This is a genomic window from Micromonospora sp. DSM 43699, from assembly GCF_055517075.1.
The window spans coordinates 57,256-83,791 of sequence record NZ_JBTMMT010000013.1 but is presented as its reverse complement, the minus strand read 5'-3'; the positions used below and the strand labels follow the sequence as shown (position 1 = coordinate 83,791).

Below are 26,536 nucleotides of genomic sequence, written 5' to 3'. Positions count from 1 at the left end.
CGGTATCCGACGGTGGCCCGGTCCGTGGGTACGGACCGGGCCACCGTCGCAGATCACTTCCAGCTGTTTTCGATGCCGCCCAGCACGGTGGCGGTGTCCTTACCGTTGATCCACTCGATCATGCCCTTCCAGAAGGTGCCGGTGCCCACGGCGGCCGGCATCAGGTCGGAACCGTCGAAGCGGAACACGGTCTTCGGGTCCTGGAGGATGCCCACGGAGAGCTTGTCCACCGGGTTCGGCACGTTGGCCAGGTCGAGCTTCTTGTTCGCCGACACCCAGTCGCCGATCTTGGCGCGGCTGTTGGCGTACTCGCCGGAGGCGAGGTAGGTCTGCACCGCCTGCACCTCGGGACGGTCGGCGAAGGCCGCGACGAACTCGCCCGCGCCCAGCACCGGCTTGCCCTGGGCCGGGTCGATGGCCGGGAAGTAGAACGCGAAGACGTCACCGTCCTCGGCGACCTTGGTGCCCTTGGGCCACTGGTTGGCGTAGAAGGACGCCTGCCGGTGCAGGGCGCACTTGCCGGTGGTGATCGGGACGCCGGCCTCCTGGAAGGAGGTGGTGGCGATGCTCTTCACGCCGCCGAAGCCGCCGTTGACGTACTTCTCGTTCTTGAGGATGGTGCCGGCCCGGTTGAGCGCGTCGGCCACCTTCGGGTCGTTGAACGGGATGCCGTGGGTGGTCCACTGGTCGTAGACCTCGGGGCCGGCCGTACGCAGCAGCACGTCCTCGATCCAGTCGGTGGCCGGCCAGCCGGTCGCGTCCTGGGATTCGATGCCGACGCACCACGGCTTGGTGCCGCTGGCCGCGATGGTGTCGGAGAGCTTGATCAGCTCGTCCCAGGTGGTGGGGACCGTCCAGCCCTTCTCCTTGAAGGTCTTCGGCGAGTACCAGACGAACGACTTGACGTTAGAGCCCAGCGGGGCGCCGTAGAACTGGCCGTTGACGGTGCTGTACTTCAGCCAGTCGGGGGAGTAGTTCGCCTCGGCCTCGGTCTTGGTGGCGGCGGCGGCCGGCTTGAGCTTGCCGGCATCGGCGAACCGCTTGAGCAGGCCCGGCTGGGGGATGAAGGCCAGGTCGGGCGCATTGCCGCCGTCGACGCGCACGGGCAGCTGGGCCTCGAACTCGCCGGAGCCCTCGTGGTCGATCTCGATGCCGGTGCAGTCCTCGAACTGCTTCCAGGACTGGGCCAGCCGGTCGGCCTCGATGTCCCGGATCGACGAGTAGACGGTGACCTTCTTGCCGTCGTTGTCGCCGTACTTCTCGTATGCGGCGCACTCGGCCGAGCCCGCGTTGCTGCTCTTCTTGTCGTTGCCGGTGCCACAGGCGGCGGCGCCGAGGGCCAGCCCCAGCACGCCGGCGATCGCGAGAGCCTGGCGTGATCTGGCAAACGCCATGCCGTTCTCCTTCCTTGCCGGCGCGCCCACAGGTGGGGGAACCCGACGCCGGTCCGATGAGTCGTCCCCACATGTAAGCGCTTGCATCCCGATCGGTCCACCCCCCTGGCGGACACGGCCCGGTAACAATCGCGAAACCCCCTCATCCGAGGTGGGTGCGCTCCCACCCGTGCTCGTCGGACAGGGGTGGGCAGGGGGTTCACCACCTTTTCATCGATGGCGATACCTGCCACTCTCGGGGTAGGCGATTGAAGGATCTCGACATCGGAGGTGCTGGATGCGTAGACGGTGGTGGAGCCCGGTGGTGGCGGCCGTGCTGGTCGGCGGGGTGCTTGTCCCGGCCGGCCCGGCGTGGGCCGCCGCGCCCACGTTCAAGGTGCCGTTCCCGTGCGGCCAGTCCTGGTCCGGCCAGACCCGCTCGGACCACAGCCCGGCCAACGCGGTGGACTTCAACCGCACCGACGACCTCGGCGATCCGGTGGTGGCCAGCGCCCCCGGCACCGTCGACCGGGTCACCGACCTCGGCGGGACGAGCTACGGCAAGTACGTCCGGATCGACCACGGCGGCGGTTACACGACGTACTACGCCCACCTCAACGGCTTCAACGTCTCGGTCGGCCAGCGGGTCGGCTACGGCAAGGTGATCGGCTGGGTCGGCAGCACGGGCGGGTCCACCGGCCCGCACCTGCACTACGAGCAGCGCCTCGACGGTGCCGACATCAAGGTCAGGTTCAACGGCACGCTCGCGCTGTACTGGGGCACCAAGACGTACACCAGCGGCAACGACTGCGCCAGCGGCACCGGATCGGGCACGGTCGACACCGCCGGGGCCCCGCTGACCGTCCGGTCCGGGCCGGGCACCGGCTACTCGTCAGTCGGCACGGTCGCCGACGGCGCCAAGGTCACCATCGGGTGCCAGACCAGCGGCACCACGGTCACCGGCACCTTCGGCACCAGTTCGATCTGGGACCGGATCGGCTCCGGCCGGTTCATCGCCGACGCCTACGTCTACACCGGCCACGACGGCTACATCCCGAACGTGCCCCGCTGCTGAGACCGGGGGTCGCCGGGTCGGGGTGACCTGCCCCGGCCCGGCGACGACCCCGCAGCGGCCTGTGGGGCGGCGACAGTCAGTTGTTGAGCTGCCAGATCGAGAAGTTCAGCGCGGCGGCGAAGGTGACCCAGGCCCAGTAGGGCAGCAGCAGGGCCGCCGCCGGCCGGGAGATCCGCCGGAAGGCGACCACCGTGACCGCGATCGCCAGCCACATCAGCACGATCTCGGCGAACGCCAGACCGTAACGGCCGGCGCCGAAGAAGAGCGGGGTCCAGACCGCGTTCAGCACCAGCTGGACCGACCAGGCCCAGAGTGCGGGGCCGAAGCCGACCCGCCGCCAGACCAGCCAGCCGGCGACCGCGATCATCGCGTAGAGCAGGGTCCAGACCGGGCCGAACAGCCACGAGGGCGGGGCCCAGGCCGGTTGCCGCAGGGCGGCGTACTCGTCGCTGGTGCCGGACACCCCCAGCCCGCCGATCGCGGCGGCGACCGTGACGGCGGCGCCGAAGCCGAGCAGCGCCCACCAGGTCCGTGCGGTGCCGGCCCGCCGGTCGCTCCGGGTTGTCTCCATAGTCAAGATATTTCCCCGGTACGCCCCGACAAACCCGTCACCACGCCGCCGGCCCGACCGGGGAACCAGCCGGACGGCAAGACGCCGGGGTCGTCGATGCCGGATGCTCCTGTCTGGGAGGACGGAGCTTCCGGTGGCGACGACCCCGGCGGGTCAGGTGTGGACCGGTGTCAACTGAAGATGCTGACACCACCCGGGCCGACCAACAGGCCGACCACGATGAGGACGACGCCCCACAGGATCTGCCGGCGGAACAGCGCGAGGATGCCGGCGACCACGAGTACGACTGCGAGAATCCAGAGAATCAGCTCCATGGCTGCTGAATACCCGGCGGTCCGATCCCGAAAACCTGCTTCTCAGTTGATCTGGTCTCCCAGATGGAAGACGCTGTACGCCTGCTTGATCACCGGGTGGGCGACGTTGCGCACCCGTACCCCGCCGGGGGTGACGCCGCGCTCGGTGCCGGCGTGCGCGTGCCCGTGCAGGGCGAGCGCCGTCGGCGCCGAGTCGATCGCCTGACCGAGCTGGTACGACCCGAGGAACGGATAGATCTCCAGCGGCTCACCGGCCAGGGTGTCCGGCACCGGGGCGTAGTGGGTGAGCGCGACGAGCAGGTCGCAGTCCAGCCCGCGCAGCGCCTCGCCCAACGCCGCCGCGCTCTCGTTGCTGGTGCGGACGAAGGACTTCATCTCCGGCTCGCCGAAGTCGCTGGCGCACCGGCCGGCGAACCCGCCACCGAAGCCCTTGACCCCGGCCACCCCGAGCCGGCCACCGGGGCACTCCAGCACCGTGCCGGTCCCCTCCAGCACGGTGATGCCGGCATCCTCCAGCACCTTGACCACCTGCGGCACCTGATCGCACTGGTGGTCGTGGTTGCCCAGCACGGTGATCACCGGCACCCCGAGGCCACCGAACTCCTGGGCGACGCAGCGGGCCTCGGCCTCGGTGCCGTGCCGGGTCAGGTCGCCGGCGAGCAGCAGCACGTCGGCACAGTCGGGCAACTCCTCCAGGGCCGGGCGGAACCGACCCAGCACGTCGGCGTCCAGGTGGACGTCGCCGACGGCGGCGATCCGGATCATCGGGTCCTCCTCACGGCAGCTCCTCGACCTGGGCCGGCGCCTGGGCGCGGATCACGCCGATGTCGCTGGTGACCGCCTCGTCCGGGAAGCGTTCGGCCACCCGACGCAGGATCTCCGCCCGGCGGTGCGGGCTCTCCACCTCGCCGGTCAGGACCAGGCCACGCTCCCGGCGGACCACTGTGATGCCCTGCTCGGCCACGTCCGGGTCCTCGGTCAGCAGCCGTTGGATCGCCGCCTCGACGTAGTCGTCCGGCGGGCCGGCGCTGTGCTCGGTCACGGGGTCTCCCTTTCCTCGGGGATGCGGGCGTACGGCACCGGCGTGCCCCCGTACGGGACGACGTCGAGCCGGTCCAGCAGCATCAGGAACGCTTCGGCGTACGGCGAGTGCTGGGTCTCCTTCCGTACCCGCTCCCAGTCGATCTGTTCGCGCAGCGACCGGGCCAACGGCAGGCCCCGGGCGAAGTCGCAGTAGTGCTGGGAGAAGCTGAGCAGCTTGTGCACCATCAGCCGGGTCGCCGACAGCACCGGCATCCGGATGGCGTCCACCGGGCGGACCACGGTGTCGGCGAGGGTCTCCTGGGTGACCGGGGTCTCCACCGGTCGGTGGATCAGGTCCACCATCCGCCCGTCGTCGTAGACCTTGACCAGCCAGTCCTCCGGCGGTCGCTCGGCGGTGAAGCCCTCGTCGGTAAGCGCCTCCAACGCCCGCTCGACATGCTCCTCGGGGAGCAGGAAGTCCACGTCGTGCTCGCTGGAGTGGCCGCCGTGCGCATAGACGGCGAAGCTGCCGCCGAGGGCGAAGGGGATCTCGTTCTGCTTGAGCACGGCGGCGACCCGCTTGAGGGTGTGCAGGAGGCTGACGTCCCCGCGCTCGGCCATCTGGTCGCTCCCGTCGTGGATTATCGGTGGGAAATGACGTTGCGTACCCGGCTGTCCGCCCGCCCACACCTGGGTCGGCGTGTCGATCCGGCTATCACCTACTCAAGTGGGATCAACCGGGCAGCCGGCAAGCGCGGGTCGGATAGCCTGTGGAGGGTGGCCAGAGCGCGGCGCGTGACCGACCGTAGGGCCCGACTGCGTCGCGTCGCGTTGATCGGCATCGACGGTTCGGGCAAGACCACCCAGGCGTACCGGCTCGCCGCCGCCCTCACCGCGGCCGGGCGGCCGGCCACCTACCACCGCAACGCGAGTGGCAGGCGCTGGCTCGGCCGGGTCGCCCACCGCTTCGGCCGTACCGACGCGCAGCTGCTGGTGGGTCGGGACGGGATGATCGCCGTGGAGTCCGTACTGCGCTGGCTGGCCATCGCCGCCGCGCTGCTCAGCTGCCTGGTGACCGGTCGCACTGCCGTGATGGACCGCTACTCCGCCTGTCAGTACGCCAGCATCCGGGCGCACGGTGGGCAGCGGTGGGAGCGGCTGGCCCGGGTCGGCTACCGGGTCTTCCCCGCACCGCAGGTCACCTTCCTGCTGGCCGTCGACCCGGTCGAGGCGTACCAGCGGATCGAGCGGCGGGGCGAGGACCACGAGACGATGGGCTGGTTGACCGCCGCCGATGCGGCCTACCGGTCGTTGCCGGAATATCCGGGCTTCGTGGTGGTCGACGCGGCTGGTGGGCCGGACGAGGTGTCCCGGCGGATCCGGGCGCACCTGGCGCGCTGGCTGCCGCCGGAGGAGGCCGGGTCGACGGTCGACGGCCCGCCGGACGACACCGGGCCGTCCGCCCCGAAGGTCGACGACGTGGCCAGGGAGCCGGTCGCGGCTCAGACCGGACCGTAGGCCGGGCGATTCCACCGGACCGGCGGAGGCGCGTCAGGCTGCGGAAATGGAAGTCTGGGCCGGCAAGGCCCCCCACCCGGGGGATACTTCCTGTCGGATCCGCGCGGTCGTGGTTGACGCTCGCGGCTCGTGAAAGTAAGTTTCATCCGTGGCGAAGAGTCCGAAGATTTCTGCGAGTCACGAGCCGGGTGGACTGATCGTCCACATCAGTGGCCTGCTCCCGTCGCTGTCCCCCGCCGAGCAGCGGGTCGCCCGGCTGGTCGTCGCGGATCCGGCCGCCGCCGCCCGTCGGACCATCACCGACCTCGCCACCGCCGCCGAGACCTCCGAGGCCACCGTCATCCGGTTCTGCCGGTCCGTCGGCATGGACGGCTACCCGCAGCTGCGGATCCGGCTCGCGGCCGAGGCCGCCCGACGGGTCGAGCCACCGGACGCCCGGGTGGTCGGCGGCGACATCCCGCCCGGCGCCGACCTGGCGCAGATCATCGCCACCATCGCCTTCAACGACGCGCGGGCCGTCGAGGAGACCGCCGAGCAGCTCGACCCGGCGGTCTGCGAGCAGGTCGTCGAGGCGATCGTCAGCGCCGGCCGGATCGAGGTCTACGGCGCCGGCGCAAGTGGCTTCGTCGCCTCCGACTTCCAGCAGAAGTTGCACCGCATCGGCCGGATCGCCTTCTCCTTCCCGGACGTGCACACCGCGTTGACCTCCGCCGCCCTGCTCGGCAAGGGCGACGTGGCGATCGGCATCTCGCACACCGGTACCACGTCCGACGTGATCGAGGTGCTCGAACAGGCCCGGTCCCGGGGTGCGGTCACCGTCGCGCTCACCAACTTCCCCCGCTCGCCGATCACCGAGGTCGCCGACTACGTCCTCACCACCGCCGCCCGCGAGACGACCTACCGTTCGGGCGCGATGGCCAGCCGGCTGGCCCAGCTCACCGTGGTGGACTGCCTCTTCGTCGGAGTGGCCGCCCGGAACCGGACCCGGGCCCGCCGGGCGCTGGAGGTCACCGCCGAGGCGGTCCGCACACACCGGGTCGGCGGCAGCCGGAGGCGCTCGTGACCGCCGGCCCGACCGGGCCGGACGGCGTGTTCGGGCCGGACGGCGTGCTCGGGCAGCGGGGCCACGAGGGCGTGGTGGACCTGCATCAGGTGGTCCGCGTCGGCGCGCCCACCGAACGGCGCAACCCGCACAGCACCGACCTCGACCTGATGTCGACCCGGGACGTACTCACCGTGATCAACGACGCCGACCGGCGGGTGCCGGCGGCGGTGGCCGCCGTCCTGGACGAGATCGCGGCGACCGTCGACCTCGCGGTCACCGCGTTGCGCGGCGGGCACCGGGTGCACTACTTCGGCGCCGGCACCTCCGGCCGGCTCGGGGTGATCGACGCCGCCGAGCTGGCCCCCACCTTCAACTCCCCGGACGGCTGGTTCTGCGCCCACCTGGCCGGTGGACCCGATGCGATGTGGCGTGCCGTCGAGGACGCCGAGGACGACCTGCGCGGGGGCGCGGCCGAGGCCGCCGGGTGCGTCGCCGCAGGCGACCTGGTGGTCGGACTGGCGGCCAGCGGGCGCACACCGTACGTCCTCGGGGCGCTCGACGCGGCCGGGGAGCGGGGTGCGGCGACGGTGCTGCTCTGCGCCAATCCGGAGGTCCGGGCGTCAGCCCGGGTCGACGTGGTCATCGGGGTCGACACCGGCCCGGAGGTGGTGACCGGGTCGACGCGGATGAAGGCGGGCACCGCACAGAAGTTGGTGCTGAACACCTTCTCCACGGCGGTGATGGTGCGGCTGGGCCGGGTCTACTCCAATCTGATGATCGACATGGTGGCCACCAACGCCAAGCTGCGGGGCCGGATGATCTCCATCCTGATCGAGGCGACCGGGTGCTCCGAGGAGGTCTCCCGGCGTGCCCTGCACGAGGCCGACGGCGACCTGAAGACCGCCCTCGTCTCGCTGCTCTCCGGGGCCGAGGTCGGCGCGGCCCGGGCCGCGCTGGCCCGCACCGCGCACCAGGTCCGCGGTGCCATCGCCCTGCTCGCCTCCTGAGCCTGCCGCCGGTGGCGGCGATGGGACGCGGCGACGTGCCGCGCTGCGGGGCCCGCCGGGCGGGGTGACCGGGAACACCCGCCGCCGGGGACGTCCGCCACGTCACGGATTGTTGTTCGGGGCGTGGGGTAATCCAGGACCGCCGGGTGAACCGACCGGTCCACCGGCCCGTATCTGGCAGTGACCGGAATCGCAGCCAGGCGGTGACGAGGGTCGCTGTGTGCCGGATGTCGCAATGGTGCGGCGTTTCGGAAACGGACGACGACCTCCCGTTCCACAGGCGGTGACCGTCGGTCGACGGGGCTGCCCCAAGGGGCGCTGACAGCAAACGTGGACCGGGCTTTCAGCTGGTACTCAGGCATTCGTGACACTTTCGACTCACGACATGGAATCCCCGACCCGTCTCGACTGTTGTGTAGGTGTCAGCACCCGCGGGCAGCACGGGGGAGGGCTGATGGACGTGGGGATGGCAAGGAACCGGGCAACCGGCGCGAGCGAGGGGACCGTGGACACCGTGGACAAGAACATCGGCATGCGAACCGACGAGGTCGCCGAGGAGCGTGACCTGGTCGGCGTCTACCTTCACGAGATCTCCCGGACGCCACTGCTGGACGCCGCCAAGGAGGTCGATCTCTCCAAGGCGATCGAGGCGGGCCTCTACGCCGAGCACCTGCTCGGCGAGGACCGCGTCCCCGCCGGCGTCGACCGGGAGGACCTGGATCGGCTGGTCGTCGAGGGTGAGCGGGCGAAGGACCTCTTCATCCGCGCCAACTTGCGGCTGGTCGTCTCGATCGCCCGCCGCTACGTGCGGTCGGGCATGCCCATGCTGGACCTGATCCAGGAGGGCAACACCGGCCTCGTCCGGGCGGTCGAGAAGTTCGACTACGAGCGCGGCTACAAGTTCTCCACCTACGCGACCTGGTGGATCCGTCAGGCGATCAGCCGGGCGATCGCCCAGCAGGAACGCACCGTGCGGCTGCCCGTGCACCTGGTCGAGGACGTCAACCGGATGCGCAACGTCGCCCGCCAACTCACCCGTGAGCTGGGCGGCGACCCGGAGCCGGAGCAGATCGCGGCCTCCCTCGGCGTCACCGTCGAGCGGGTCAACGAGCTGCGCCGCTGGTCGCAGGACACCGTCTCGCTGGACACGCCGGTCGGCGACGACGGGGACACCAACCTGGGCGATCTGGTCGCCGACAGCGACGCCCCGTCACCCGAGGACATCGTCCTCACCGGGTTGGAGCGGCAGCGCATCGAGGGTCTGCTCAACCACCTCGACGACCGGTCCGCCGGCATCATGCGGGCCCGGTACGGCCTGGAAGACGGGCGGGAGCACTCGCTGACCGAGGTCGCGTCGCGCTTCTCGCTCTCCCGGGAGCGGATCCGGCAGTTGGAGATCCAGGCGCTCGGCCGGCTGCGCGAGCTGGCCCGGGCGGAGGGCCTCCAGGCCGCCTGACCGGGCCTCGTCGGGACAGGTGCCGGTTCCGTGGCACCGAGCGGCTCAGTAGCCGCCTGAGCTGGTAGTAATGACGGCGAACGGCCGGCGTCCGATAGGGGGACGCCGGCCGTTCGCCGTAGCCGTGCCGGTCAGCCGACCCGGCCGTAGCCGGCGATGCTCATCATGTTCATCTTCCGTTTGAGCACGTTGCGACCGGCGCTCGGCGCGTCGATCACCTGACCGCCGCCGACGTAGAGCGCGACGTGCCCGAGCCCCGAGTAGAAGACCAGGTCGCCGGGGCGCAGCTCGCTACGGCTGACCCGGGAGGTGGCGTTCCACTGCATCGCCGCGTTGTGCGGCAGCCGCTTGCCGGCAGACCGCCAGGCGGCCAGGGTCAGCCCGGAGCAGTCGTATCCGCCGGGGCCCTCGGCACCCCAGACGTACGGCTTGCCGATCGCCCCGTACGCGTACCGAACGGCGGCGCCGGCGCTGCCGGAGACGGCCGGTGCGTCGGGGGTGGCGGCCGGGGTGGACCGGACCGGCTTGGCCGCCGGGGCCTCGGTGGCCCGCCCGTACGCCGCCCGGCGCATCTCGTAGAGCTTCGCCAGATCCTGCTCGATCCGCTTCTTGGCCTTGACGACGGCCCGGGACTGGGCGGCCTGCCGGGCCAAGGTGCTGTCGAGCCGGGTCTTCTGGTCGAGCAGCGCCCGCTGGTCGGCGGTGTACCCGTCGATCTGCTGTTGACGCTGCCGGGTGAGCTGGTCGAGGGTGCCGAGCCGGTCGACAAGTGAGCCGCCGGCCGGGTCGAGGATCGCCTCGGCGGTGCGCAGTCCCCCGGTCTTGTAGGCGGTGGCGGCGATCTGCCCCACCGCGGCCCGGCTCTGGGCGGCCTGGGTCTCCAGCGGGCCGATCCGCGCGTGCAGACCGGCCGCGGTGGCCTGGTTCGTCTTGATCTCCTCGTTGAGCTTGTTGTAGGACTCGACGATCCGTTCCAGCTCCGCCGAGGACTTCTCGATCCGGCTGGTGAGCTCGGCGACCGAGGGCTCGGCCCGGGCCGGTGCCGAGGGGGCGATCAGCGCGGCCGACAGGCCGGCGACCGCCAGGGTGCGCAGCAGCATCCGTAAGGACGACAAGAGCGGAAGACTCCTCTCCCACCGGTCACCGGGGGATGCTGACGCCCTCGGTGACACCGGCCGGGCCCGTCCGGATGGACGGCCGTTTACCGTGCCGGCCCGATCAACCTAACCCGTGACGGGAGTGACGCGCAGACAAAGCAGCGTCGAATGTTGCCGGAGCGGTGCGGCGTGTCGTTGTGGCAGCTGGAAACGGGTGCGGCCGGGGAGGGGGCGGTGACCGGGTGCTGAGTGGTTAGCGAGGAAGGTCTGATTCGTCGTTCCAGGCGGATACCGATGGGGATCGCGTGGGAAAAGAGGGATAAAACCGGAATGGTGGCCAGATGTGCCGGAGCAGGGAAGTGGCGGTCGCCGGATCTGTCGGAAATCGGGAAGCGGCCCGGGTGTGCCGGCAACAGAATGGAGCCTCAGCCGGGAATCCCGCCGTACGCAGGTGGATATCGCGGTGGGACACACCGGCCCCCGTCGGCCCCTGGGAGGACGCCGTGCAGGCAGACCGCGCCAGCACCCGACCGCCGCGCTGGTCCCGACCGACCACGCTGCTGTACGCCCGGCCCGGGATCGTGGTGACCACCGAGCGGTTCACCGCCGGCCGGAGCAGTTACGCCGTCGCCGACCTCACCCACCTGCGCACCGGCCGTGGGCCGCACGACCGGCTCGCGGCCCGGGTGGTCACCCTCGCCGCCGTCGGCGCGGGTACGGCCGGGGTGCTGCTCGGCTTCACCGGCGGCCTGGAACGGCTCACCGCCGGGGCGTACCTGGGGCTGGGGGTGGTGTGCCTGATGCCGGTGCTGCTGGTGCTGCTGGGGGACCGGTGGCGACCACCGGCCCACGAACTGCACGGGCACTGCCACGGCACCGAGCTGCTGCTGTTCAGCAGCGACGACCGGGAGCAGTTCGACCAGGTGGTCGACGCCCTGCACCAGGCCCGGGAGGAGCACCGCTACCCCGACGCCGACGACCCGTCACGCACCGCCGCCTACTGGCGACCGGCCCGCTGAGCACGGGCCGTCAGAGGACGGCCGGCTCCGGGGTACGGGGACGCGCGGTGGACAACTCGCGGGTGACCTTGCGCTCCGCCACGAACGACACGAAGGGCACCGTGCCGGCGAGCATCACCAGCAGCATCCGCTTCAACGGCCAGTCCACCCGACGCCCCAGGTCGAAGGTGGCGGCCAGGTAGAGCAGGTAGAGCCAGCCGTGCGCGGTGCCGACGACCGCCACCACGATCGGCTCGTCGAACGCGTACTTCAGCGGCATGCCGATCAACACCAGCACGGCCAGCGCCACGCCCACGATCCAGGCGATCACGCGGTACCGGGTAAGGGCTCCGCCCACCGTCGTCCGTCCTTCCGACCGGCCTCAGCCGGGATAGTCGCCGGGCCTCGCGCCCGGATTGGCGTTCAGCCAGTGCAGATAGCGGTTGTACGCGGCCAGGTCGGCGTCGTCCGCGCCGTCGGCCGGGGCGGCCGGCACCCGGGCGACCCGCACCGGACGGCGTACCGCCGGGGTGGCCGACGGTGCGGTGGCGGTGTCGACCGGTGCCGTCTCGCCCGGCGCGGTGGCCGGCGGCGGCGCGGTGTGCGGGCCGCGCAGCGTGTGCCGGACCTCACGCCACCAGACGAAGACCACGAAGCCGGCGAAGATCGGCCACTCCACCGCGTACGCCCAGCTCAGCGTGTTGCCGGAAGCGGCCCGGCTGATCTGCCACCAGCCCAGCGCCAGGAAGCCCGTCACCAGGACGACCAGGGCCACGTGGCGGAGGATCCACGCCGGGGTCCAGAGCCGCTTCATGCCGTCGAGGGTACCGGGGCGGGCCGGTGTCTCCGACGCGGCGTCGTAGCTGGCGCGCCGGAGGGTTTGGTGACATCCCGGCTGGGCATCCGTCTAGACACCAGCACAGTCGAACCCGAGGGGGCGACATGACCGAATCAGTACACCGCTCCGAGGCCAGCCCGGAACAGCGGATGCCCGAGTGGGACGGCGACCACGTCCACCACGCGGCCACCGTGATCTCCGGGACCGACGGCGAGCTGCTCGGGGTGGACCCGGCCGAGCTCGACGAGGACGACCTGATCCGCGAGTTGCAGAGCCTGCACCGCACCCGGCTCGACACACTCCGGCACGCCGCCGACTCGGCGCTCGCCAACCACCTGCGACGCACCGCCGAGTTGGAGACCGAGTACCTGGCCCGGCACCCCGGCCGCGAGGTCGACCCGCACCGGCTGCGGGACTCCTGATGGGCGTGCGCGCCGAGCGGGGCATGTCCGCGCCCCCCGAGGTGGTGTTCAGCACCGCCACCGACCCCGACCGGACCGACGCCTGGTTGCCCGGGACGCTGCGGGCCGACGGCCCTGCCCCGACCACCCGGTCCGACCACGAGCTGCGGGCCCGCTGGGACGGCCCGGACGGCGCGGCCGAACTCCAGGTCGCACCGGCCGACGCCGGCGGGGCCCGGGTCCGGCTGGAACTGCCCGCCGGGTCGGCCGACGGGCTGGCCGACGAATCCCTGGTCAACCTCGAACGTGAGGTCGCCGAGAACCTGACCGCGGGCTGACCCCCGACCCGCCCCGCTGGACACCGAAGACGTGATGCGAAGCACCCACCGATGCGAACGGACGAGGAGACCCGGTGACCGACAGCGGCCTGAAGCAGAAGGTGACGCGTCTGCGTCAGGCGTACGCGCCGCACGAGCATCGCCCGTTGGGTGGTTACCTGGCGGCGATGGGCACGTACGCCGGGGTGACCGCCTCCATCGCGGCGCTGGTGAAGGCGACCGGTCGACCGGTGCCCGAACGGCCCTCCCCGGGTGACGTGGTGCTGCTCGCCGTCGCCACCCACAAGCTGAGTCGGCTGCTCTCCAAGGACGCGGTGACCAGCCCGCTGCGCGCCCCGTTCACCCGCTACGACCACCCGATCGGCAGCGGCGAGGTGATGGAGCAGGTCCGTGACCAGGGCAGCGCCACCCGGCACGCGATCGGCGAGCTGCTCAGCTGCCCGTTCTGCCTGGCCGTCTGGGTGGCCACCGGGCTGACCGGTGGCCTGGTGCTGGCCCCCCGGCTGACCCGGCTGGTGGCGACCGCGCTGACCGCCGTCGCCGCGTCCGACTTCCTCCAGATGGGGTACGCGGTGGCCCAGCAGGCCGCCGAGGGCGGGCGTCCCGACGAGAAGTGACAGGTACGCGGAAGGGGCCGGCAGATCGTGTCCGCCGGCCCCTTTCCCGTCATCCGCCCGCTCAGGTGGGGGTGGTGCCGTGGTCCTCACCCGCCCAGCCGCGCGACGTCTCCGGTTCCCGCTCGTCGGCGTCCGCGCCGGTGATCACGTCACTGTCGACGGCGGTCCGGTCGTGCTCGTTGGCGAAGTCCGGCTCGGGCAGGGTGTCCTGCCCCTCGGGGGGTTGGCCGAGGGCCGGCACCCGCTCGTGGTGTTCCTGCTGGTCGGACATCTCGATCTCCTCTCGCCGGCAACGGCCGGTCAGCCCGCCGTCCCGCCCAGCAGGTCGGCCACCTCGTCCACCGCGTACTCGCCCTCGGGGAGCGCGGCGACCCGGGTGAGCAGCTCCGCCGGCAGGCCCGCGCTGACCGCCGAGCGGTAGATGTCGGCCTGGCTGAGCCGTTCCTGGCCGTGGTAGATCTCGTCCAGCAACTCGTCGAGCTGCCGGATGTCCGGCTGGTCGGTCCCGGGCAGGTCGTCGGTCACGGGTGCGTCGTCGGTCACGGGTGCGTCGTCGGTCACCCCGCCCTGCTACCCGGGGTCGAAACGGTCAAACCCGTCAGGCCGGGGTGGGCAGGGTTGCCCGGCGGGCCCGGACGGCGGCTCCGAGGTGCTCCAGCACCTCCGCCGTGGTGCCCCAGTCGATGCAGGCGTCGGTGACCGACTGGCCGTAGGTCAGCTCCCGGGTCGGGTCCAGGTCCTGCCGGCCCGCCAGCAGGAAACTCTCCAGCATGATGCCGACGATGCCCCGCTGCCCGGCGGCGAGCTGGGCGGCCACGTCGGCGGCCACCCTCGGCTGGTTGCGGTGGTCCTTGCCGCTGTTGGCGTGGCTGGCGTCGACCACCAGCCGCTCCGGCAGCCCGGCCGCCCGGAGCAGGTCCAGCGCCCCGGCCACCGACCCGGCGTCGTAGTTCGGCCGGCCCCCGCCGCCGCGCAGCACCAGGTGCCCGTCGGCGTTGCCCCGGGTGTGCATGATCGCCGGGGTGCCGGAGACGTCGATGCCGGGGAAGACGTGCGGCACCTCGGCGGCCCGGATCGCGTCCACGGCGGTGGCGATGCTGCCGTCCGGGCGGTTCTTCATGCCGATCGGCATGGACAGCCCGGAGGCGAGCTGCCGGTGCACCTGGCTCTCCACCGTCCGGGCACCGATCGCGCCCCAGGCCACCGTGTCGGCGATGTACTGGGGGGTGATCGGGTCGAGGAACTCGCAGCCCACCGGGAGCCCCAACCGGACCACGTCGCGCAGCAGCGCCCGCGCGGTCCGCAGGCCGGTGTTCACGTCACCGGAGCCGTCCAGCGCCGGGTCGTTGATCAGGCCCTTCCAGCCGACAGTGGAACGCGGCTTCTCGAAGTAGACACGCATCACCACCAGCAGGTCGTCGGCGTGCCGGTCGGCGGCCTCGCGCAGCCGGTGCGCGTAGTCGAGCGCCGCCGCCGGGTCGTGCACCGAGCACGGGCCCACCACCACCAGCAGGCGGTCGTCGGCGCGGTCCAGCACCCGCCCGACCGCGCGTCGACCGGCCAGCACGGCCGAGGCCAGCGGCGGATCCAGGGGCAGCTCGTGCAGGAGCAGGGCGGGGGTGGTAAGCGGCACGACACGGTCGATCCGTTGGTCGATGACCGCGCCGTTGTCCGGGGTCGGCCCGTTGTCCGGGGTCGTCACGGGGGAAGTCCTTCCGCCGACCGTGCCCGGTGCCGGTGCCCGGGTCGAGCCGGCTGCTCGTAAACAGAAGGGCAGGAAGCTGAAGGCTCCTGCCCGGCCGGCTCGAAACGCGGTGACGTCAGCTCATGGTGAGGTCACCGGCTCCGCAGCCGGCTGCCTAAACCATCGATACGAACGTGTCACGCCGGCAAGCGTACCCGAGGCGGAGGAAAGACTCATCCGGTAGTCGGCCGAACCTCGCCTGACGTTCACTTCCGGCACGGCGACCGTCGGTAACTTCGGCGGCACCGCTCGCATCCCCCGGAGGTTCCGATGGACCGTCGTACCGTCCTGCGCGCCACCGTCGCCGGTGGGGCCGCCGCCTTCGCCGGCAGCCTCTGGTCCGGCGCCGCGCTGGCCGCCCCGGCCCAACCCGGCGTCGGCCCCTACGGTCCACTCGGCACCGCCGACGGCAACGGCATCCAACTGCCCGCCAGCTTCACCAGCCGGGTGATCGCCCGCTCCCGGCAGGTGGTCCCCGGCACCTCGTACACCTGGCACAACGCTCCCGACGGCGGGGCCTGCTTCGCCGCCGGCACCGGTTGGATCTACGTCTCCAACTCGGAGATCACCCCCAGCGGCGGCGCGTCGGCGGTGCGGTTCACCGCCGAGGGGACGATCGCCTCGGCGTACCGCATCCTCTCCGGCACCAACCAGAACTGCGCCGGCGGCGCGACGCCGTGGGGGACCTGGCTCTCCTGCGAGGAGATCAGCCGGGGCTTCGTCTACGAGACCTACCCGCAGGGCGGCACCGCCGCGGCGCAGCGCCCGGCGCTGGGCCGGTTCAAGCACGAGGCGGCGGCGGCCGACCCGGTCCGCCAGGTGATCTACCTGACCGAGGACGAGACCGACGGCTGCTTCTACCGGTTCCGCCCCTCCGTCTGGGGCGACCTCTCCGCCGGCACCCTGGAGGTGCTGGTCGCCGGCACCGCCACCAGCGGCCCGGTGAGCTGGGCCCGGGTCCCCGATCCGGACGGCTCGCCGACGGCGACCCGCAACCAGGTCTCCGGGGCGAAGCGGTTCACCGGCGGCGAGGGCTGCTGGTACGCCGACGGCACCTGCTGGTTCACCACCAAGGGCGACAACCGGGTCTGGGCGTACGACGTGGTCGGCCAGCGCATCGACCTGGCGTACGACGACTCGCTGGTGACCGGCGGCAGCGCCCCGCTGACCGGGGTGGACAACATCACCGGCACCCGCTCCGGCGACCTCTACGTCGCCGAGGACGGCGGCAACATGGAGATCAACCTGATCACCCCGACCGCAGTGGTGACGCCGTTCCTGCGGATCACCGGGCAGTCCTCGTCGGAGATCACCGGGCCGGCGTTCTCGCCGGACGGCAGCCGGCTCTACTTCTCGTCCCAGCGCGGCACGTCCGGCCTCTCCGCCGGCGGCATCACCTACGAGGTACGCGGCCCGTTCCGCTCCTGACGCCCGCCCGCTACGCCCGCCCGCTACGCCCGCACGTCCCCCGCTCGCCCCTCGGGCCTCGTCTCCGTCCCGCTCATGACCGCGCTCGGTCCCCGACGATGGCCGTCTGTCGAATTCCGCCGATGATCGTGCTCGATCCAGGATGTAGTGGCCTCAGGTCGGCGGGAGGCCCCTACATCCTGGATCGAGGGTGGGCTCGGGCGGTGGGGGATCTCGTTGCGGGGTTGGGGGTCTGGGGGCGTGGCGGAGGCGTCGGTGGGGTATCGACAACCTCATGACCCACGAGCAGAGCGACCAGGAACGGGTGGAGTCCCGGGCCCACCTGCTGCCCGAGGAGGCAGCGGTCGGCAGCGACGACCCGCAGGCCCAGGCCGAGGCGATCCTCGCCGAGTCTGATCTCCGCGAGGCCGACCAGCGGGCCGCCCCCGACACGGTGCTGGAGCACCGGACGTCCGAGCAGACCGTCACCACGATCGAACCCCCCGACTGACCCACCCCTGACCGATCCACCCGCTGACTGATCCACCCCCGACCCACTCCAGGTCGCCGAGGTGGCGGTGTCCACTTCCGGGTGATCCCGCCACCTCGGCGTCATTGAGTCGATCAAGGCCGGTTGTTCGCCCGTCGAGGCCAGGTGGACAGGCCGGGCGGACAGGCCAGGTGGAGTGTGGTCCGGGTGGTGTGCCGGTGCGGGCGGTGGTGGTGCGGCGGGGCCGGACGGTGGCGCGTCGCCCCGGCGGCGTGGAGATCGGATAGCGTCGGGTCATGCCCGACAGCGGTTACCCCTGGCCCATCGAGACGACCCGACTGGACAACGGCCTGCGCGTGGTGGTGAGCGAGGACCGCACCGCCCCGGCGGTCGCGGTCAACCTCTGGTACGACGTGGGCTCCCGCCACGAGCCGGCGGGACAGACCGGCTTCGCCCACCTCTTCGAGCACCTGATGTTCGAGGGCTCGGTCAATGTCGCCAAGACCGAACACATGAAGCTGATCCAGGGCTCCGGTGGCTCGCTCAACGCCACCACCAACCCGGACCGGACGAACTATTTCGAGACCGTCCCGGCCGAACATCTGGAACTGGCCCTGTGGCTGGAGGCCGACCGGATGGGCGGGCTGGTCCCCGCGCTGACCCAGCAGACCCTGGACAACCAGCGGGACGTGGTCAAGAACGAGCGTCGACAGCGCTACGAGAACGTCCCGTACGGCGACGCCTGGCTGCGGCTGCTCCCGCTGCTCTACCCGCCGGGGCACCCCTACCACCACGCGACGATCGGGTCGATGGCCGACCTGAACGCCGCCGACCTGGCCACCTTCCAGGCGTTCCACCAGACCTACTACGCGCCGGACAACGCGGTGCTCACCGTGGTCGGCGACGCCGCCGCCGCCGAGGTGCTCGCGCTGGCCGAGCGGTACTTCGGGGGGATCCCGGCGCGCGGTGACATCCCCGCCGCGCCGGACGGCCACACCGTCGCCCGCACCGACCGGCCCGCCGTCGAGACGGTCACCGCCGAGGTTCCGGCCGCCCGGGTCTACGTCGCGCACCGCACCCACCCGTTCGGCAGCCCCGGCTACGACGTGGCCACGGTGGCCGCCACGGTGCTCGGCAGCGGCCGGGGCAGCCGGCTCTACCAGCGCCTCGCCGACGGCGAACGGCTCGCCCAGCCGGACCTGGTCGGCGCGTACGGGGTGGACCTGGCGCACGCCCCGGCGCCATTGATCGCCACCGCCACCGCCCGCCCCGGAGTGACCGCCGAGCGGCTCACCGAAGGGGTCGCCGAGGTGGTCGACGAACTCGCCACCGTGCCGGTCACCGCCGCCGAGCTGGACCGGGCCAAGGCGCTGCTCAGCACCGCCTGGTGGCGGCAGATGGCCACGGTGGACGGCCGGGCCGACGCACTCGGCCGGTACGCCACCCAGATCGGCGACCCGGCGAAGACCGCCGACCGGCTGCCCGGCTGGCTGTCGGTGACCGCCACGCAGATCGCCGAGCTGGCCGCCGACGTGCTCACCCCCGCCGACCGGGTGACCCTGACCTACCTGCCGGAGGAGACCTCATGACGCTGATCACCACCCGTCCGGGTCCGGGCACCGCCCGGCCCTACCGGTTCCCGACGGTGGTCCGGCGGGAGGTCGCCGGTGGCCGGGTGGTCGCCGCGCACCTGCCCGGCCAGAACCTCGCCGTCGCGTTGCTGCTGCTCGACGCGGGTGCCGGGCGTGAGCAGGTGGGCAAGGAAGGGCTCGGCGCGGTGCTGGCCAAGGCGCTGGAGGAGGGCACCGCGCAGCGGGACGCCACCGGCTTCGCGCTGGCCGTCGAGGGCCTCGGCACCGAACTGGCCACCGGGCTGGACTGGGACAGCTTCCAGGTCAGCGTCCAGGTGCCGGTGGACCGGCTCGGCGCCGCGGTGGAGCTGCTCGCCGAGGCGGTGCGGACGCCCAGGCTCGACCCGGACGACGTGCGCCGGGTCCGCGACGACGAGGCGACCGCGCTGCGGATGGACTGGTCCAACCCCGGTCCACGTGCCGACGCGGCGCTACGTGCCGACCTGTTCGGCGCGCAGAACCGGTGGGGCCGGCCGCTGTACGGCGACCCCGGCTCGGTGGCCGGGCTGGACGTGGAGGACGTCACCGTCTTCCACTCCGAGTGGTTCCTCCGCCCCGGCACCCTGATCGTCGCCGGTGACCTGGACCGGATCGACCTGGACGCGCTGGGCGCGGCGGCGTTCGCGGGCACCGGCGGCGGTCCCGTCGAGCGGGGCGGCCCGATCGAGGTGGCGCTGCCCGCCGGACGGCGGATCATCCTGGTGGACCGCCCCGGCTCGGTGCAGTCCACCCTGCGGCTGGGCCACCCGTCACCGCACCGCGCCCACCCCGACCACGTGCCGATGACGCTCGCCGGCACGGTGCTGGGCGGGGCGTTCACCTCCCGGCTCAACCACCTGATCCGCGAGGTACGCGGCTACACGTACGGCATCCGGGGCGACTTCGCCTCGTCCCGCCGGTTCGGTCGGTTCGCGGTCAGCTCCGGCGTGCAGACGTCGGTGACCGCCCCGGCCCTGGTCGAGGCGATCGGCGAGATCACCCGTACCCGGGCCGGCGGGGTGACCGAGGACGAGCTGGCGGTGGCCCGGTCCTGGCGGGCCGGTCAGCTCTCGGTCGAGTTGCAGAGTCCCCGGGCGATCGCCTCGGCGTTGACCACCCTGGTCGTGCACGACCTGCCGGACGACTACCACGCGCGGTTGCGGGAGGAACTGCTCGCCGCCGACGTCGCGCAGGTCTCCGCGGCTGCCGGCGAGCACCTGCACCCGGATGCGCTCACCCTGGTCATCGAGGGGGACGCGGCGCTGATCCGCGACGAGCTGGTCGCCTCCGGGCTCGGCGAGGTGACCGACCACGCCGGCTGAACGGCGCTCGACGGGTGGCCGACCACCGGGCTGAGGGCAGGTCGGGGAGCGGGGCGGTGTGATTCCGGTCGCGCCGCCCCGGGAGGGCCGGGCCGGGCCGGTGGTGCGGATGCTGCGGCCGGACGGCCTGGTCACGGGCGATCTTCCGGGGCTTCGGGGCGTACCGTCGGGTGGTTTGTGGTGTGGTGGGGGGCACGGGCGGTGACCGGCGGGCGGGCGGTGACCCGGGCGGTGGGAAAGGTTTCCCGCCGTGGGCCTGCGGCTGGGTAGCCTCGCGGGCATGAGGATCGGCATTGTGGGAGCCACCGGCCAGGTCGGTGGGGTCATGCGGCAGGTGCTGGCGGAACGCGGGTTCCCGGCGGAGCAGGTGCGGTTGTTCGCCTCGGCCCGGTCGGCCGGGCGCACCCTGCCCTGGCAGGGCGGCGAGGTCACGGTGGAGGACGCGGCCACCGCCGACTACTCCGGGCTGGACATCGTGCTCTTCTCCGCCGGCAAGGGTACGGCGAAGGAGCTGGCGCCCCGGGTCGCCGCGACCGGTGCCGTGGTGATCGACAACTCGTCGGCGTTCCGCACCGACCCGCAGGTGCCGCTGGTCGTCGCCGAGGTCAACCCGCACGCGATCGCCGACCGGCCGAAGGGCATCATCGCCAACCCGAACTGCACCACGATGGCCGCGATGCCGGTGCTGCGCCCGCTGCACGACGAGGCCGGGCTGGTCAGCCTGGTCGTCGCCACCTACCAGGCGGTCTCCGGTGCCGGTCTGGCCGGCGTCGCCGAGCTGGACGAGCAGGTCCGCAAGGTCGTCGAGGGGGCCGCCGGGCTGGCCTACGACGGGGCGGCTGTGGAGTTCCCCGCGCCGCGTTCGTTCGCCCGGCCGATCGCCTTCAACGTGCTCCCGCTGGCCGGCGCGATCGTCGACGACGGCTCGTTCGAGACCGACGAGGAGCAGAAGCTGCGCAACGAGAGCCGGAGGATCCTGGAGATCCCCGAGCTGAAGGTCTCGGGCACCTGCGTCCGGGTGCCCGTCTTCACCGGCCACTCGTTGCAGATCAACGCCCGGTTCGCCAGGCCGATCACCCCGCAGCGGGCCCGGGAACTGCTCGACGGTGCCCCCGGGGTGGCCCTGTCGGACGTACCGACGCCGTTGCAGGCGGCCGGTCAGGACCCGACGTACGTCGGCCGGATCCGGGCCGACGAGACCGTAGAGCACGGCCTGGCGCTGTTCTGCGCCAACGACAACCTGCGCAAGGGTGCCGCGCTGAACGCGGTACAGCTCGCCGAACTGGTCGCCGCCGGACTCCGCTGACCGGTCGCGTCGGGTCGGGCGCTCTCGGCGTCCGGCCGGTCCCGCCGGGCCGGCGTCCCCCGCGCTCGGCCCGGCGGCGGGGACGGCCGTGCCGGTCACCGGGTGCGCTGGTGGAGGTGCGTTACCTGGTCGGGAGCGGCGGGTAGACGGCCGTGCCGACACCGAGAGGAGAGCGCCATGACAACGGTCGGAGAGTTCATGACGACCCGGTTGGTGACGATGGACGGCAACGACACGCTCACCGCCGCCGCGCAGGAGATGCGGGACAGTGCGATCGGCGACGTGGTGGTGACCAGCGGTGACGACGTGGTCGGAATCGTCACGGACCGGGACGTCACCGTCCGGGCGGTAGCCGAGAGTCTGGACCCGAACCGTACCCGGCTCAACGAGATCACCAGCAGGGACGTGATCACGGTCAGCCAGCACGACGACGCGGTCGCCGCCGCGGACCTGATGCGCACCTACGCCGTACGCCGGCTGCCGGTGATCGACGACGGCCGGTTGGTGGGCCTGGTGTCGATGGGTGACCTTGCGGTCGAACGGGAACCCCAGTCGGTCCTCGCGGACATCAGCGCCGACGACCCCAACAACTGACCTCCGCATGCGGACGGCCCAGACGCCGGCCCCCGGGACATCCCGGGGGCCGGCGTTCGTCGTCCCGTCGGCGCGGGTGCCGGCCCCGGCGGATGGCCTCACCCGATCCGGGCGAGGTTGACGGCGGACCGGGCGGGGATCCCCCGCCGGTACCGGCAGGCGGATGGGACGACGGGGGAGAGGCCCGATGGTGGACGCGACCACGAGGTTCTTCGAGAGTCTGGAGCGGCGGGGTTACGAGCCGCTGTTGGACAAGGCCGTGGGGACGCTGCGTTTCGACCTGCACGAGGGGGCGCAGACCACCCACTGGCTGCTCCGGGTTGACCGGGGCAAGGTGGCGGTCAGCCAGGAGGACCGCGAGGCGGACACCGTCATCGGGACGACTCCGGCGTTGTTCGAGGAGATGGCGGCGGGTCGGGAACACGGCCTGGCGGCGCTGCTGCGCGGCGACATGACGGTGACCGGGGACGCCCGGCTGGTGGTGCAGATCGAGCGGGTCTTCCCCAGTTCCCCGGACGCCCAGGGGCCGCACCGGCTCCACCAGCGGGAGGTGCGGTGATGGGACAGAGCAACACGGTCCGGATCCTGGACGGCAACACGTTCGTCGTCTCGGAGGAGACCGGCGACATCGAGGCGACACCGACAGAGCCGACCGGCCTGTTCTCCCTCGACGTCCGCTTCCTGTCCCGCTGGGTGCTGACCGTCAACGGGGAACGGCTCAACGCGCTGTCCTACGACGACCTCCAGTACTACGAGGCGCGGTTCTTCCTGGTGCCCGGGATGGCCACCCACTACGTCGACGCGAAGCTGTCGATCATCCGGGAGCGCGCGGTCGGTGGCAGCTTCCGCGAACAGTTGACCATCCTGAACCACGACGAGAAGGCGGTCGACCTGGAGGTCCGGATGGACGCCGGGGCCGACTTCGCCGACCTCTTCCAGGTCAAGGACGAGATCCTCAACAAGAAGGGCGAGCTGTACGCCGAGGCCGAGTCCGACCGGCTGCGGCTGGGCTACCGCCGGGGCAACTTCCGGCGGGAGACGGTCATCTCGTCGTCCCGGCCGGCCCGGTACGACCGGAACGGCTTCGCGTACTCGGTGCACCTGGAACCCAACGAGGAGTGGACCGCGGAGATCGACGTACAGACCTTCGCGATCGGCCCGGGGGGCCGGGACCTGCGGCTGGGCGTGACCGTGCACGGCCACGAACGGCTCGCCCTCGCGCACGACCTGGAGGAGTGGATCGCCAAGGCCCCCAAGGTGAACAGTGAGCACGACCGGGTGGCCGCCACCTACCGGCGCAGCCTGATCGACCTGGCGGCGCTGCGCTTCGCGCCGCTGTCGCTCGGCGGCCAGACCCTGCCCGCCGCCGGCCTGCCCTGGTTCATGACCATGTTCGGCCGGGACAGCATCCTGACCTGTCTGCAGGTGCTGCCGTTCGCCCCGGAACTGTCCAAGACCACGCTACGGATTCTGGCTGCCCTCCAGGGCACCCGGTTCGACGACTTCCGGGACGAGGACCCGGGCCGGATCCTGCACGAGATGCGCTACGGCGAGACGGCCGCCTTCGAGGAGCAGCCGCACTCGCCCTACTACGGTTCGGTCGACGCCACCCCGCTGTTCGTGGTCCTGCTCGACGAGTACGAGCGGTGGAGCGGGGACGTCGCGCTGGTCAAGGAGTTGGAACGGGAGTGCCGGGCCGCGCTGAGGTGGATCGACGACTACGCCGACCTGGCCGGCAACGGCTACATCTGGTACGAGCGGCGCAACACCGAGACCGGGCTGGAGAACCAGTGCTGGAAGGACTCCTGGGACTCCATCTCGTACGCCGACGGTAGCCTGCCGCCGTTCCCCCGGGCCACCTGCGAGGTGCAGGGCTACGCGTACGACGCGAAGCGCCGGGCGGCCCGGATGGCCCGGGAGTTCTGGGACGATCCGGCGTTCGCCGACCGGCTGGAGCGGGAGGCCGCAGCGCTGAAGGAGCGGTTCAACCGGGACTGGTGGGTGGCCGACGGGGAGTACTACGCGCTGGCCCTCGACCCGGACGGCCGGCAGTGCGACGTGCTCAGCTCCAACATCGGGCACCTGCTGTGGAGCGGGATCGTCGACCACGACCGGGCCGAGAAGATCGCCAGGCACATGGTCGGGCCCCGGCTGTTCACCGGCTGGGGCGTGCGTACCCTCGCCGAGGGGGAGGTGCGGTACAACCCGATCGGCTACCACAACGGCACGATCTGGCCGTTCGACAACTCCTTCATCGCCTGGGGCCTGCGCCGGTACGGCTTCGCCGAGGAGGCCGCCACCATCGCCAACGGCATCCTCGACGCGGCCACCTACTTCGAAGGGCGGCTGCCCGAGGCGTTCGGTGGTTATCCCCGGGAGCAGACCAAGTTCCCGGTCGAGTACCCGACGGCGTGCAGCCCGCAGGCCTGGTCGACGGGCGCCCCGCTGCTGCTGCTGCGGACCATGCTCGGCCTGGAGCCGCACGAGGGGCACCTGGCGGTGGAGCCGGTGCTGCCCGTCGGGATGGGCCGGATCGAGGTGTTGGACATCCCGGGCCGGTGGGGACGGGTGGACGCCTTCGCCCGGGGCCGGGCCGACCGGCAGCGGCTGGCCGACTGACCGGCGTGCCGTACGCCGACCGCGCCTCGGCCGGGCTCCCCGAGCCGGCTCCGCCCTACGGTTCCGTAACCTACGCGGGGTAAAGTAACCGGATGCCGGAACTCGTTTACCCGCCCGTGATCGCCGCCGCCAAGACCATGTTCCGGGTCCTCGACCTGCGGCTGACCGTCGACGGCAACCACCACGTGCCCCGTACCGGTGGGGTGGTGCTGGCCAGCAACCACGTCAGCTACCTCGACTTCATCTTCTGCGGGTACGGGGCGCACGAGTCCCGGCGGCTGGTCCGGTTCATGGCCAAGCACGAGGTCTTCGCGCACAAGGTCTCCGGCCCGCTGATGCGCGGCATGAAGCACATCCCGGTGAACCGGTCGGCGGGGGTCGGTTCGTACAACACGGCGGTGGACGCGCTGCGCCGGGGCGAGGCGGTCGGTCTCTTCCCGGAGGGGACGATCAGCCGTTCCTTCACGGTGAAGGAGTTGAAGACCGGCGCGGCCCGGATGGCGCAGGCGGCGGCGGTGCCGCTGCTGCCGGTGGCGCTGTGGGGCACCCAGCGGCTCTGGACCAAGGGCCGGCCGAAGACCCTGACCCGGCGGCACACCCCGATCACCATCCTGCTCGGCGAGCCGATGGACCCGGCCGCCTATCCGGACGCCAACGCCATGACGGCGGAGCTGAAGACCCGGCTGGCCGCGCTGGTGGACCGGGCCCAGCGGGAGTACCCCGACAAGCCGGCCGGCCCGGACGACACCTGGTGGCAGCCGGCCCACCTGGGCGGTACCGCGCCCAGCCTGGAGAAGGCCGCCGAACTGGACCGCCGCCCCCGCCGCTCGACCGCCTCCTGACCGCCTCCTGACCGCCCGGCGCATGCGGTCGACGCCGCCGCCCTGGTGTCATACGCGCGTCCTGTAGAGCTGATGACGAAAACGAATCGGGATGAACTCCGTCCGGCGCGGCCTCGACGCCGCGGCAGAGCGGCCACCACAGGTGATGCGTCGAGTCATCGGGCCGGTGCCGCCTCGTCGCGCCCTTCATGATCGTGCTGCAACCATGTTGTCAACACCGTTGCGTTAACGCCGTGGGCGGCTGGTCAACCCGGGACAGAAAGTGCCCGATCGGGGAGCGGGGTGGGCCAGCTTGGCGATCATGGAGTGGTGGTGCCGGCTTTGAAGGTTTTGCGGGCGTTCTGTTACCCACCACAACTCCATGATCGGCGAGGCAGCGGTGGTTGACGAACAGCCGTTCCACCTAACGCAACGGTGTTGACCATGTTGTAGTGGCCTCCGTTGTTCAGAAGCCCACTACAACATGGTTGCAGCACGATCATATGGCTGAGGCACCGCGCGGGAGCGACCGGAACCAGCCGAACAGCGATGGCGGATGTGGTCGCGGTGACGGTGGCGGTCGCGGTCGCGGTCGCGGTAAGGATGCGGTGACGGTGACGGTGGTGGGTGCGGTCCCGGTGGGGATGCGGTGGCGGTGGTGGTGGTGGTGGGTGTGGTCGCGGTGACGGTGGCGGACGCGGTCGCGGTGGGGATGCGGTGGCGATGGCGGTGGTGGGTGTGGTCGCGGTGGGAGTCCGCCTTCCCGGCCGCACCGGCCCCCCGGCCGCACCGGCCCCCCGGCCGCACGGGCCCCCCGGCCGCACGGGCCCCCCGGCCGCACGGGCCCCCCGGCCGCACGGGCCCCCCGGCCGCACGGGCCCCCCGGCCGCACCGGCCCCCGGCCCCGCCCGCTCGGCCTCGCTCGCCCGCTCGGCCCTGCTCGACCGCTCGG

The 26,536-nt window shown here is 72.0% G+C and carries 30 protein-coding genes; 18 read left to right on the top strand and 12 right to left on the bottom strand.

Annotation, left to right across the window (positions count from 1 at the left end):
• Positions 1-53: 53 nt before the first annotated feature.
• Positions 54-1,394 (bottom strand): ABC transporter substrate-binding protein, encoded by a 1,341-nt coding sequence (locus AC0AIB_RS09810; RefSeq protein ID WP_328343572.1) that lies wholly within the window; start codon positions 1,392-1,394, stop codon positions 54-56.
• A gap of 277 nt (positions 1,395-1,671) precedes the next feature.
• On the opposite strand from AC0AIB_RS09810, the gene AC0AIB_RS09805 reads away from it, so the two are divergent.
• Complete coding sequence (locus AC0AIB_RS09805) at positions 1,672-2,448, top strand: peptidoglycan DD-metalloendopeptidase family protein (protein ID WP_328343574.1); 777 nt, start codon at positions 1,672-1,674, stop codon at positions 2,446-2,448.
• A 76-nt stretch (positions 2,449-2,524) separates the two neighbouring features.
• On the opposite strand, the gene AC0AIB_RS09800 is transcribed toward AC0AIB_RS09805, so the two are convergent.
• From AC0AIB_RS09800 to AC0AIB_RS09780, 5 genes are all read right to left on the bottom strand, one after another.
• A complete protein-coding gene (locus AC0AIB_RS09800; RefSeq protein ID WP_328349087.1) occupies positions 2,525-3,019 on the bottom strand; it encodes a TspO/MBR family protein in 495 nt (164 codons plus the stop codon).
• A gap of 170 nt (positions 3,020-3,189) precedes the next feature.
• Positions 3,190-3,333, bottom strand: coding sequence for a GPGG-motif small membrane protein (locus AC0AIB_RS09795; protein ID WP_167179460.1), 144 nt, complete (start codon positions 3,331-3,333; stop codon positions 3,190-3,192).
• A gap of 42 nt (positions 3,334-3,375) precedes the next feature.
• Positions 3,376-4,098: a metallophosphoesterase family protein gene (locus AC0AIB_RS09790; protein ID WP_328343581.1), complete on the bottom strand. Its 723-nt coding sequence runs from the start codon at positions 4,096-4,098 to the stop codon at positions 3,376-3,378.
• A 10-nt stretch (positions 4,099-4,108) separates the two neighbouring features.
• Positions 4,109-4,375, bottom strand: coding sequence for a hypothetical protein (locus tag AC0AIB_RS09785; protein ID WP_328343583.1), 267 nt, complete (start codon positions 4,373-4,375; stop codon positions 4,109-4,111).
• Positions 4,372-4,977, bottom strand: a complete 606-nt coding sequence (locus AC0AIB_RS09780; RefSeq protein WP_328343585.1) for a nucleotidyltransferase — start codon at positions 4,975-4,977, stop codon at positions 4,372-4,374. The genes AC0AIB_RS09785 and AC0AIB_RS09780 overlap by 4 nt, the downstream gene beginning before the upstream one ends.
• Before the next feature lie 174 nt (positions 4,978-5,151).
• On the opposite strand from AC0AIB_RS09780, the gene AC0AIB_RS09775 reads away from it, so the two are divergent.
• From AC0AIB_RS09775 to AC0AIB_RS09760, 4 genes are all read left to right on the top strand, one after another.
• Positions 5,152-5,874, top strand: a complete 723-nt coding sequence (locus AC0AIB_RS09775) for a dTMP kinase (RefSeq protein WP_328343587.1) — start codon at positions 5,152-5,154, stop codon at positions 5,872-5,874.
• 148 nt (positions 5,875-6,022) lie between these two features.
• Positions 6,023-6,937 (top strand): MurR/RpiR family transcriptional regulator, encoded by a 915-nt coding sequence (locus tag AC0AIB_RS09770; protein ID WP_328343589.1) that lies wholly within the window; start codon positions 6,023-6,025, stop codon positions 6,935-6,937.
• Positions 6,938-7,026: 89 nt separating this feature from the next.
• The gene (locus tag AC0AIB_RS09765) at positions 7,027-7,926 is read left to right on the top strand and encodes an N-acetylmuramic acid 6-phosphate etherase (protein WP_328349089.1); all 900 of its coding nucleotides are present in this window, start codon (positions 7,027-7,029) and stop codon (positions 7,924-7,926) included.
• Between the two features lie 466 nt (positions 7,927-8,392).
• Positions 8,393-9,382, top strand: coding sequence for a sigma-70 family RNA polymerase sigma factor (locus tag AC0AIB_RS09760; protein ID WP_328349091.1), 990 nt, complete (start codon positions 8,393-8,395; stop codon positions 9,380-9,382).
• Positions 9,383-9,513: 131 nt separating this feature from the next.
• Here AC0AIB_RS09760 and AC0AIB_RS09755 read toward each other — a convergent pair whose 3' ends face one another.
• The gene (locus AC0AIB_RS09755; protein WP_328343591.1) at positions 9,514-10,497 is read right to left on the bottom strand and encodes a C40 family peptidase; all 984 of its coding nucleotides are present in this window, start codon (positions 10,495-10,497) and stop codon (positions 9,514-9,516) included.
• Between the two features lie 485 nt (positions 10,498-10,982).
• Here AC0AIB_RS09755 and AC0AIB_RS09750 point away from each other — a divergent pair, with 485 nt between their 5' ends.
• A complete protein-coding gene (locus tag AC0AIB_RS09750; RefSeq protein WP_328343593.1) occupies positions 10,983-11,498 on the top strand; it encodes a DUF6232 family protein in 516 nt (171 codons plus the stop codon).
• Positions 11,499-11,508: 10 nt separating this feature from the next.
• On the opposite strand, the gene AC0AIB_RS09745 is transcribed toward AC0AIB_RS09750, so the two are convergent.
• Together AC0AIB_RS09745 and AC0AIB_RS09740 are read right to left on the bottom strand one after the other, a co-directional pair.
• On the bottom strand, positions 11,509-11,835 hold the full coding sequence (locus tag AC0AIB_RS09745; protein ID WP_328343595.1) for a DUF3817 domain-containing protein: 327 nt from the start codon (positions 11,833-11,835) through the stop codon (positions 11,509-11,511).
• A gap of 24 nt (positions 11,836-11,859) precedes the next feature.
• The gene (locus AC0AIB_RS09740; protein ID WP_328343597.1) at positions 11,860-12,291 is read right to left on the bottom strand and encodes a hypothetical protein; all 432 of its coding nucleotides are present in this window, start codon (positions 12,289-12,291) and stop codon (positions 11,860-11,862) included.
• A 128-nt stretch (positions 12,292-12,419) separates the two neighbouring features.
• Here AC0AIB_RS09740 and AC0AIB_RS09735 point away from each other — a divergent pair, with 128 nt between their 5' ends.
• From AC0AIB_RS09735 to AC0AIB_RS09725, 3 genes are all read left to right on the top strand, one after another.
• Positions 12,420-12,737 (top strand): DUF6158 family protein, encoded by a 318-nt coding sequence (locus tag AC0AIB_RS09735; RefSeq protein WP_328343599.1) that lies wholly within the window; start codon positions 12,420-12,422, stop codon positions 12,735-12,737.
• Positions 12,737-13,054, top strand: coding sequence for an SRPBCC family protein (locus tag AC0AIB_RS09730; protein ID WP_328343600.1), 318 nt, complete (start codon positions 12,737-12,739; stop codon positions 13,052-13,054). The genes AC0AIB_RS09735 and AC0AIB_RS09730 overlap by 1 nt, the downstream gene beginning before the upstream one ends.
• A gap of 74 nt (positions 13,055-13,128) precedes the next feature.
• Positions 13,129-13,671 carry a DUF1360 domain-containing protein gene (locus tag AC0AIB_RS09725; protein WP_328343602.1) on the top strand — a complete coding sequence of 181 codons (543 nt, stop codon included), beginning with the start codon at positions 13,129-13,131 and terminating at the stop codon, positions 13,669-13,671.
• 61 nt (positions 13,672-13,732) lie between these two features.
• Here AC0AIB_RS09725 and AC0AIB_RS09720 read toward each other — a convergent pair whose 3' ends face one another.
• Genes AC0AIB_RS09720 through AC0AIB_RS09710 form a run of 3 tightly spaced genes read right to left on the bottom strand, consistent with a single transcriptional unit; the run spans position 13,733 to position 15,373 of the window.
• The gene (locus AC0AIB_RS09720; RefSeq protein WP_328343604.1) at positions 13,733-13,942 is read right to left on the bottom strand and encodes a hypothetical protein; all 210 of its coding nucleotides are present in this window, start codon (positions 13,940-13,942) and stop codon (positions 13,733-13,735) included.
• Between the two features lie 29 nt (positions 13,943-13,971).
• On the bottom strand, positions 13,972-14,214 hold the full coding sequence (locus AC0AIB_RS09715; RefSeq protein ID WP_328349093.1) for a hypothetical protein: 243 nt from the start codon (positions 14,212-14,214) through the stop codon (positions 13,972-13,974).
• A gap of 55 nt (positions 14,215-14,269) precedes the next feature.
• Positions 14,270-15,373, bottom strand: coding sequence for a 3-deoxy-7-phosphoheptulonate synthase (locus tag AC0AIB_RS09710; protein WP_328343606.1), 1,104 nt, complete (start codon positions 15,371-15,373; stop codon positions 14,270-14,272).
• Between the two features lie 312 nt (positions 15,374-15,685).
• Here AC0AIB_RS09710 and AC0AIB_RS09705 point away from each other — a divergent pair, with 312 nt between their 5' ends.
• From AC0AIB_RS09705 to AC0AIB_RS09665, 9 genes are all read left to right on the top strand, one after another.
• Positions 15,686-16,843 carry an alkaline phosphatase PhoX gene (locus AC0AIB_RS09705; protein ID WP_465096457.1) on the top strand — a complete coding sequence of 386 codons (1,158 nt, stop codon included), beginning with the start codon at positions 15,686-15,688 and terminating at the stop codon, positions 16,841-16,843.
• A 274-nt stretch (positions 16,844-17,117) separates the two neighbouring features.
• The gene (locus AC0AIB_RS09700; RefSeq protein WP_328343610.1) at positions 17,118-17,333 is read left to right on the top strand and encodes a hypothetical protein; all 216 of its coding nucleotides are present in this window, start codon (positions 17,118-17,120) and stop codon (positions 17,331-17,333) included.
• A gap of 275 nt (positions 17,334-17,608) precedes the next feature.
• On the top strand, positions 17,609-18,901 hold the full coding sequence (locus tag AC0AIB_RS09695; protein WP_465096456.1) for a M16 family metallopeptidase: 1,293 nt from the start codon (positions 17,609-17,611) through the stop codon (positions 18,899-18,901).
• Entirely contained in the window at positions 18,898-20,244 is a 1,347-nt protein-coding gene (locus tag AC0AIB_RS09690; protein WP_465096455.1) for a M16 family metallopeptidase, read from the top strand. Before AC0AIB_RS09695 ends, AC0AIB_RS09690 begins: the two co-directional genes overlap by 4 nt.
• Before the next feature lie 280 nt (positions 20,245-20,524).
• Complete coding sequence (locus AC0AIB_RS09685) at positions 20,525-21,550, top strand: aspartate-semialdehyde dehydrogenase (RefSeq protein WP_465096454.1); 1,026 nt, start codon at positions 20,525-20,527, stop codon at positions 21,548-21,550.
• A 177-nt stretch (positions 21,551-21,727) separates the two neighbouring features.
• Positions 21,728-22,144, top strand: a complete 417-nt coding sequence (locus AC0AIB_RS09680) for a CBS domain-containing protein (protein ID WP_328343617.1) — start codon at positions 21,728-21,730, stop codon at positions 22,142-22,144.
• A 187-nt stretch (positions 22,145-22,331) separates the two neighbouring features.
• Positions 22,332-22,703 carry an SCP2 sterol-binding domain-containing protein gene (locus AC0AIB_RS09675; protein ID WP_328343619.1) on the top strand — a complete coding sequence of 124 codons (372 nt, stop codon included), beginning with the start codon at positions 22,332-22,334 and terminating at the stop codon, positions 22,701-22,703.
• Complete coding sequence (locus AC0AIB_RS09670; protein ID WP_328343622.1) at positions 22,703-24,763, top strand: amylo-alpha-1,6-glucosidase; 2,061 nt, start codon at positions 22,703-22,705, stop codon at positions 24,761-24,763. Before AC0AIB_RS09675 ends, AC0AIB_RS09670 begins: the two co-directional genes overlap by 1 nt.
• A gap of 92 nt (positions 24,764-24,855) precedes the next feature.
• Entirely contained in the window at positions 24,856-25,605 is a 750-nt protein-coding gene (locus AC0AIB_RS09665; protein WP_328343624.1) for a lysophospholipid acyltransferase family protein, read from the top strand.
• Positions 25,606-26,536 lie beyond the last annotated feature (931 nt).

What these genes read in the sequence shown, in the direction of transcription:
- AC0AIB_RS09740 (WP_328343597.1), bottom strand. Translation starts at nt 12,291, where the DNA reads ATGAAGCGGCTCTGGACCCCGGCGTGGATCCTCCGCCACGTGGCCCTG.
- AC0AIB_RS09705 (WP_465096457.1), top strand. Translation starts at nt 15,686, where the DNA reads ATGGACCGTCGTACCGTCCTGCGCGCCACCGTCGCCGGTGGGGCCGCC.
- AC0AIB_RS09690 (WP_465096455.1), top strand. Translation starts at nt 18,898, where the DNA reads ATGACGCTGATCACCACCCGTCCGGGTCCGGGCACCGCCCGGCCCTAC.
- AC0AIB_RS09670 (WP_328343622.1), top strand. Translation starts at nt 22,703, where the DNA reads ATGGGACAGAGCAACACGGTCCGGATCCTGGACGGCAACACGTTCGTC.
- AC0AIB_RS09735 (WP_328343599.1), top strand. Translation starts at nt 12,420, where the DNA reads ATGACCGAATCAGTACACCGCTCCGAGGCCAGCCCGGAACAGCGGATG.
- AC0AIB_RS09810 (WP_328343572.1), bottom strand. Translation starts at nt 1,394, where the DNA reads ATGGCGTTTGCCAGATCACGCCAGGCTCTCGCGATCGCCGGCGTGCTG.
- AC0AIB_RS09665 (WP_328343624.1), top strand. Translation starts at nt 24,856, where the DNA reads ATGCCGGAACTCGTTTACCCGCCCGTGATCGCCGCCGCCAAGACCATG.
- AC0AIB_RS09760 (WP_328349091.1), top strand. Translation starts at nt 8,393, where the DNA reads ATGGCAAGGAACCGGGCAACCGGCGCGAGCGAGGGGACCGTGGACACC.
- AC0AIB_RS09685 (WP_465096454.1), top strand. Translation starts at nt 20,525, where the DNA reads ATGAGGATCGGCATTGTGGGAGCCACCGGCCAGGTCGGTGGGGTCATG.
- AC0AIB_RS09805 (WP_328343574.1), top strand. Translation starts at nt 1,672, where the DNA reads ATGCGTAGACGGTGGTGGAGCCCGGTGGTGGCGGCCGTGCTGGTCGGC.
- AC0AIB_RS09700 (WP_328343610.1), top strand. Translation starts at nt 17,118, where the DNA reads ATGACCCACGAGCAGAGCGACCAGGAACGGGTGGAGTCCCGGGCCCAC.
- AC0AIB_RS09675 (WP_328343619.1), top strand. Translation starts at nt 22,332, where the DNA reads ATGGTGGACGCGACCACGAGGTTCTTCGAGAGTCTGGAGCGGCGGGGT.
- AC0AIB_RS09695 (WP_465096456.1), top strand. Translation starts at nt 17,609, where the DNA reads ATGCCCGACAGCGGTTACCCCTGGCCCATCGAGACGACCCGACTGGAC.
- AC0AIB_RS09730 (WP_328343600.1), top strand. Translation starts at nt 12,737, where the DNA reads ATGGGCGTGCGCGCCGAGCGGGGCATGTCCGCGCCCCCCGAGGTGGTG.
- AC0AIB_RS09680 (WP_328343617.1), top strand. Translation starts at nt 21,728, where the DNA reads ATGACAACGGTCGGAGAGTTCATGACGACCCGGTTGGTGACGATGGAC.
- AC0AIB_RS09800 (WP_328349087.1), bottom strand. Translation starts at nt 3,019, where the DNA reads ATGGAGACAACCCGGAGCGACCGGCGGGCCGGCACCGCACGGACCTGG.
- AC0AIB_RS09780 (WP_328343585.1), bottom strand. Translation starts at nt 4,977, where the DNA reads ATGGCCGAGCGCGGGGACGTCAGCCTCCTGCACACCCTCAAGCGGGTC.
- AC0AIB_RS09790 (WP_328343581.1), bottom strand. Translation starts at nt 4,098, where the DNA reads ATGATCCGGATCGCCGCCGTCGGCGACGTCCACCTGGACGCCGACGTG.
- AC0AIB_RS09720 (WP_328343604.1), bottom strand. Translation starts at nt 13,942, where the DNA reads ATGTCCGACCAGCAGGAACACCACGAGCGGGTGCCGGCCCTCGGCCAA.
- AC0AIB_RS09795 (WP_167179460.1), bottom strand. Translation starts at nt 3,333, where the DNA reads ATGGAGCTGATTCTCTGGATTCTCGCAGTCGTACTCGTGGTCGCCGGC.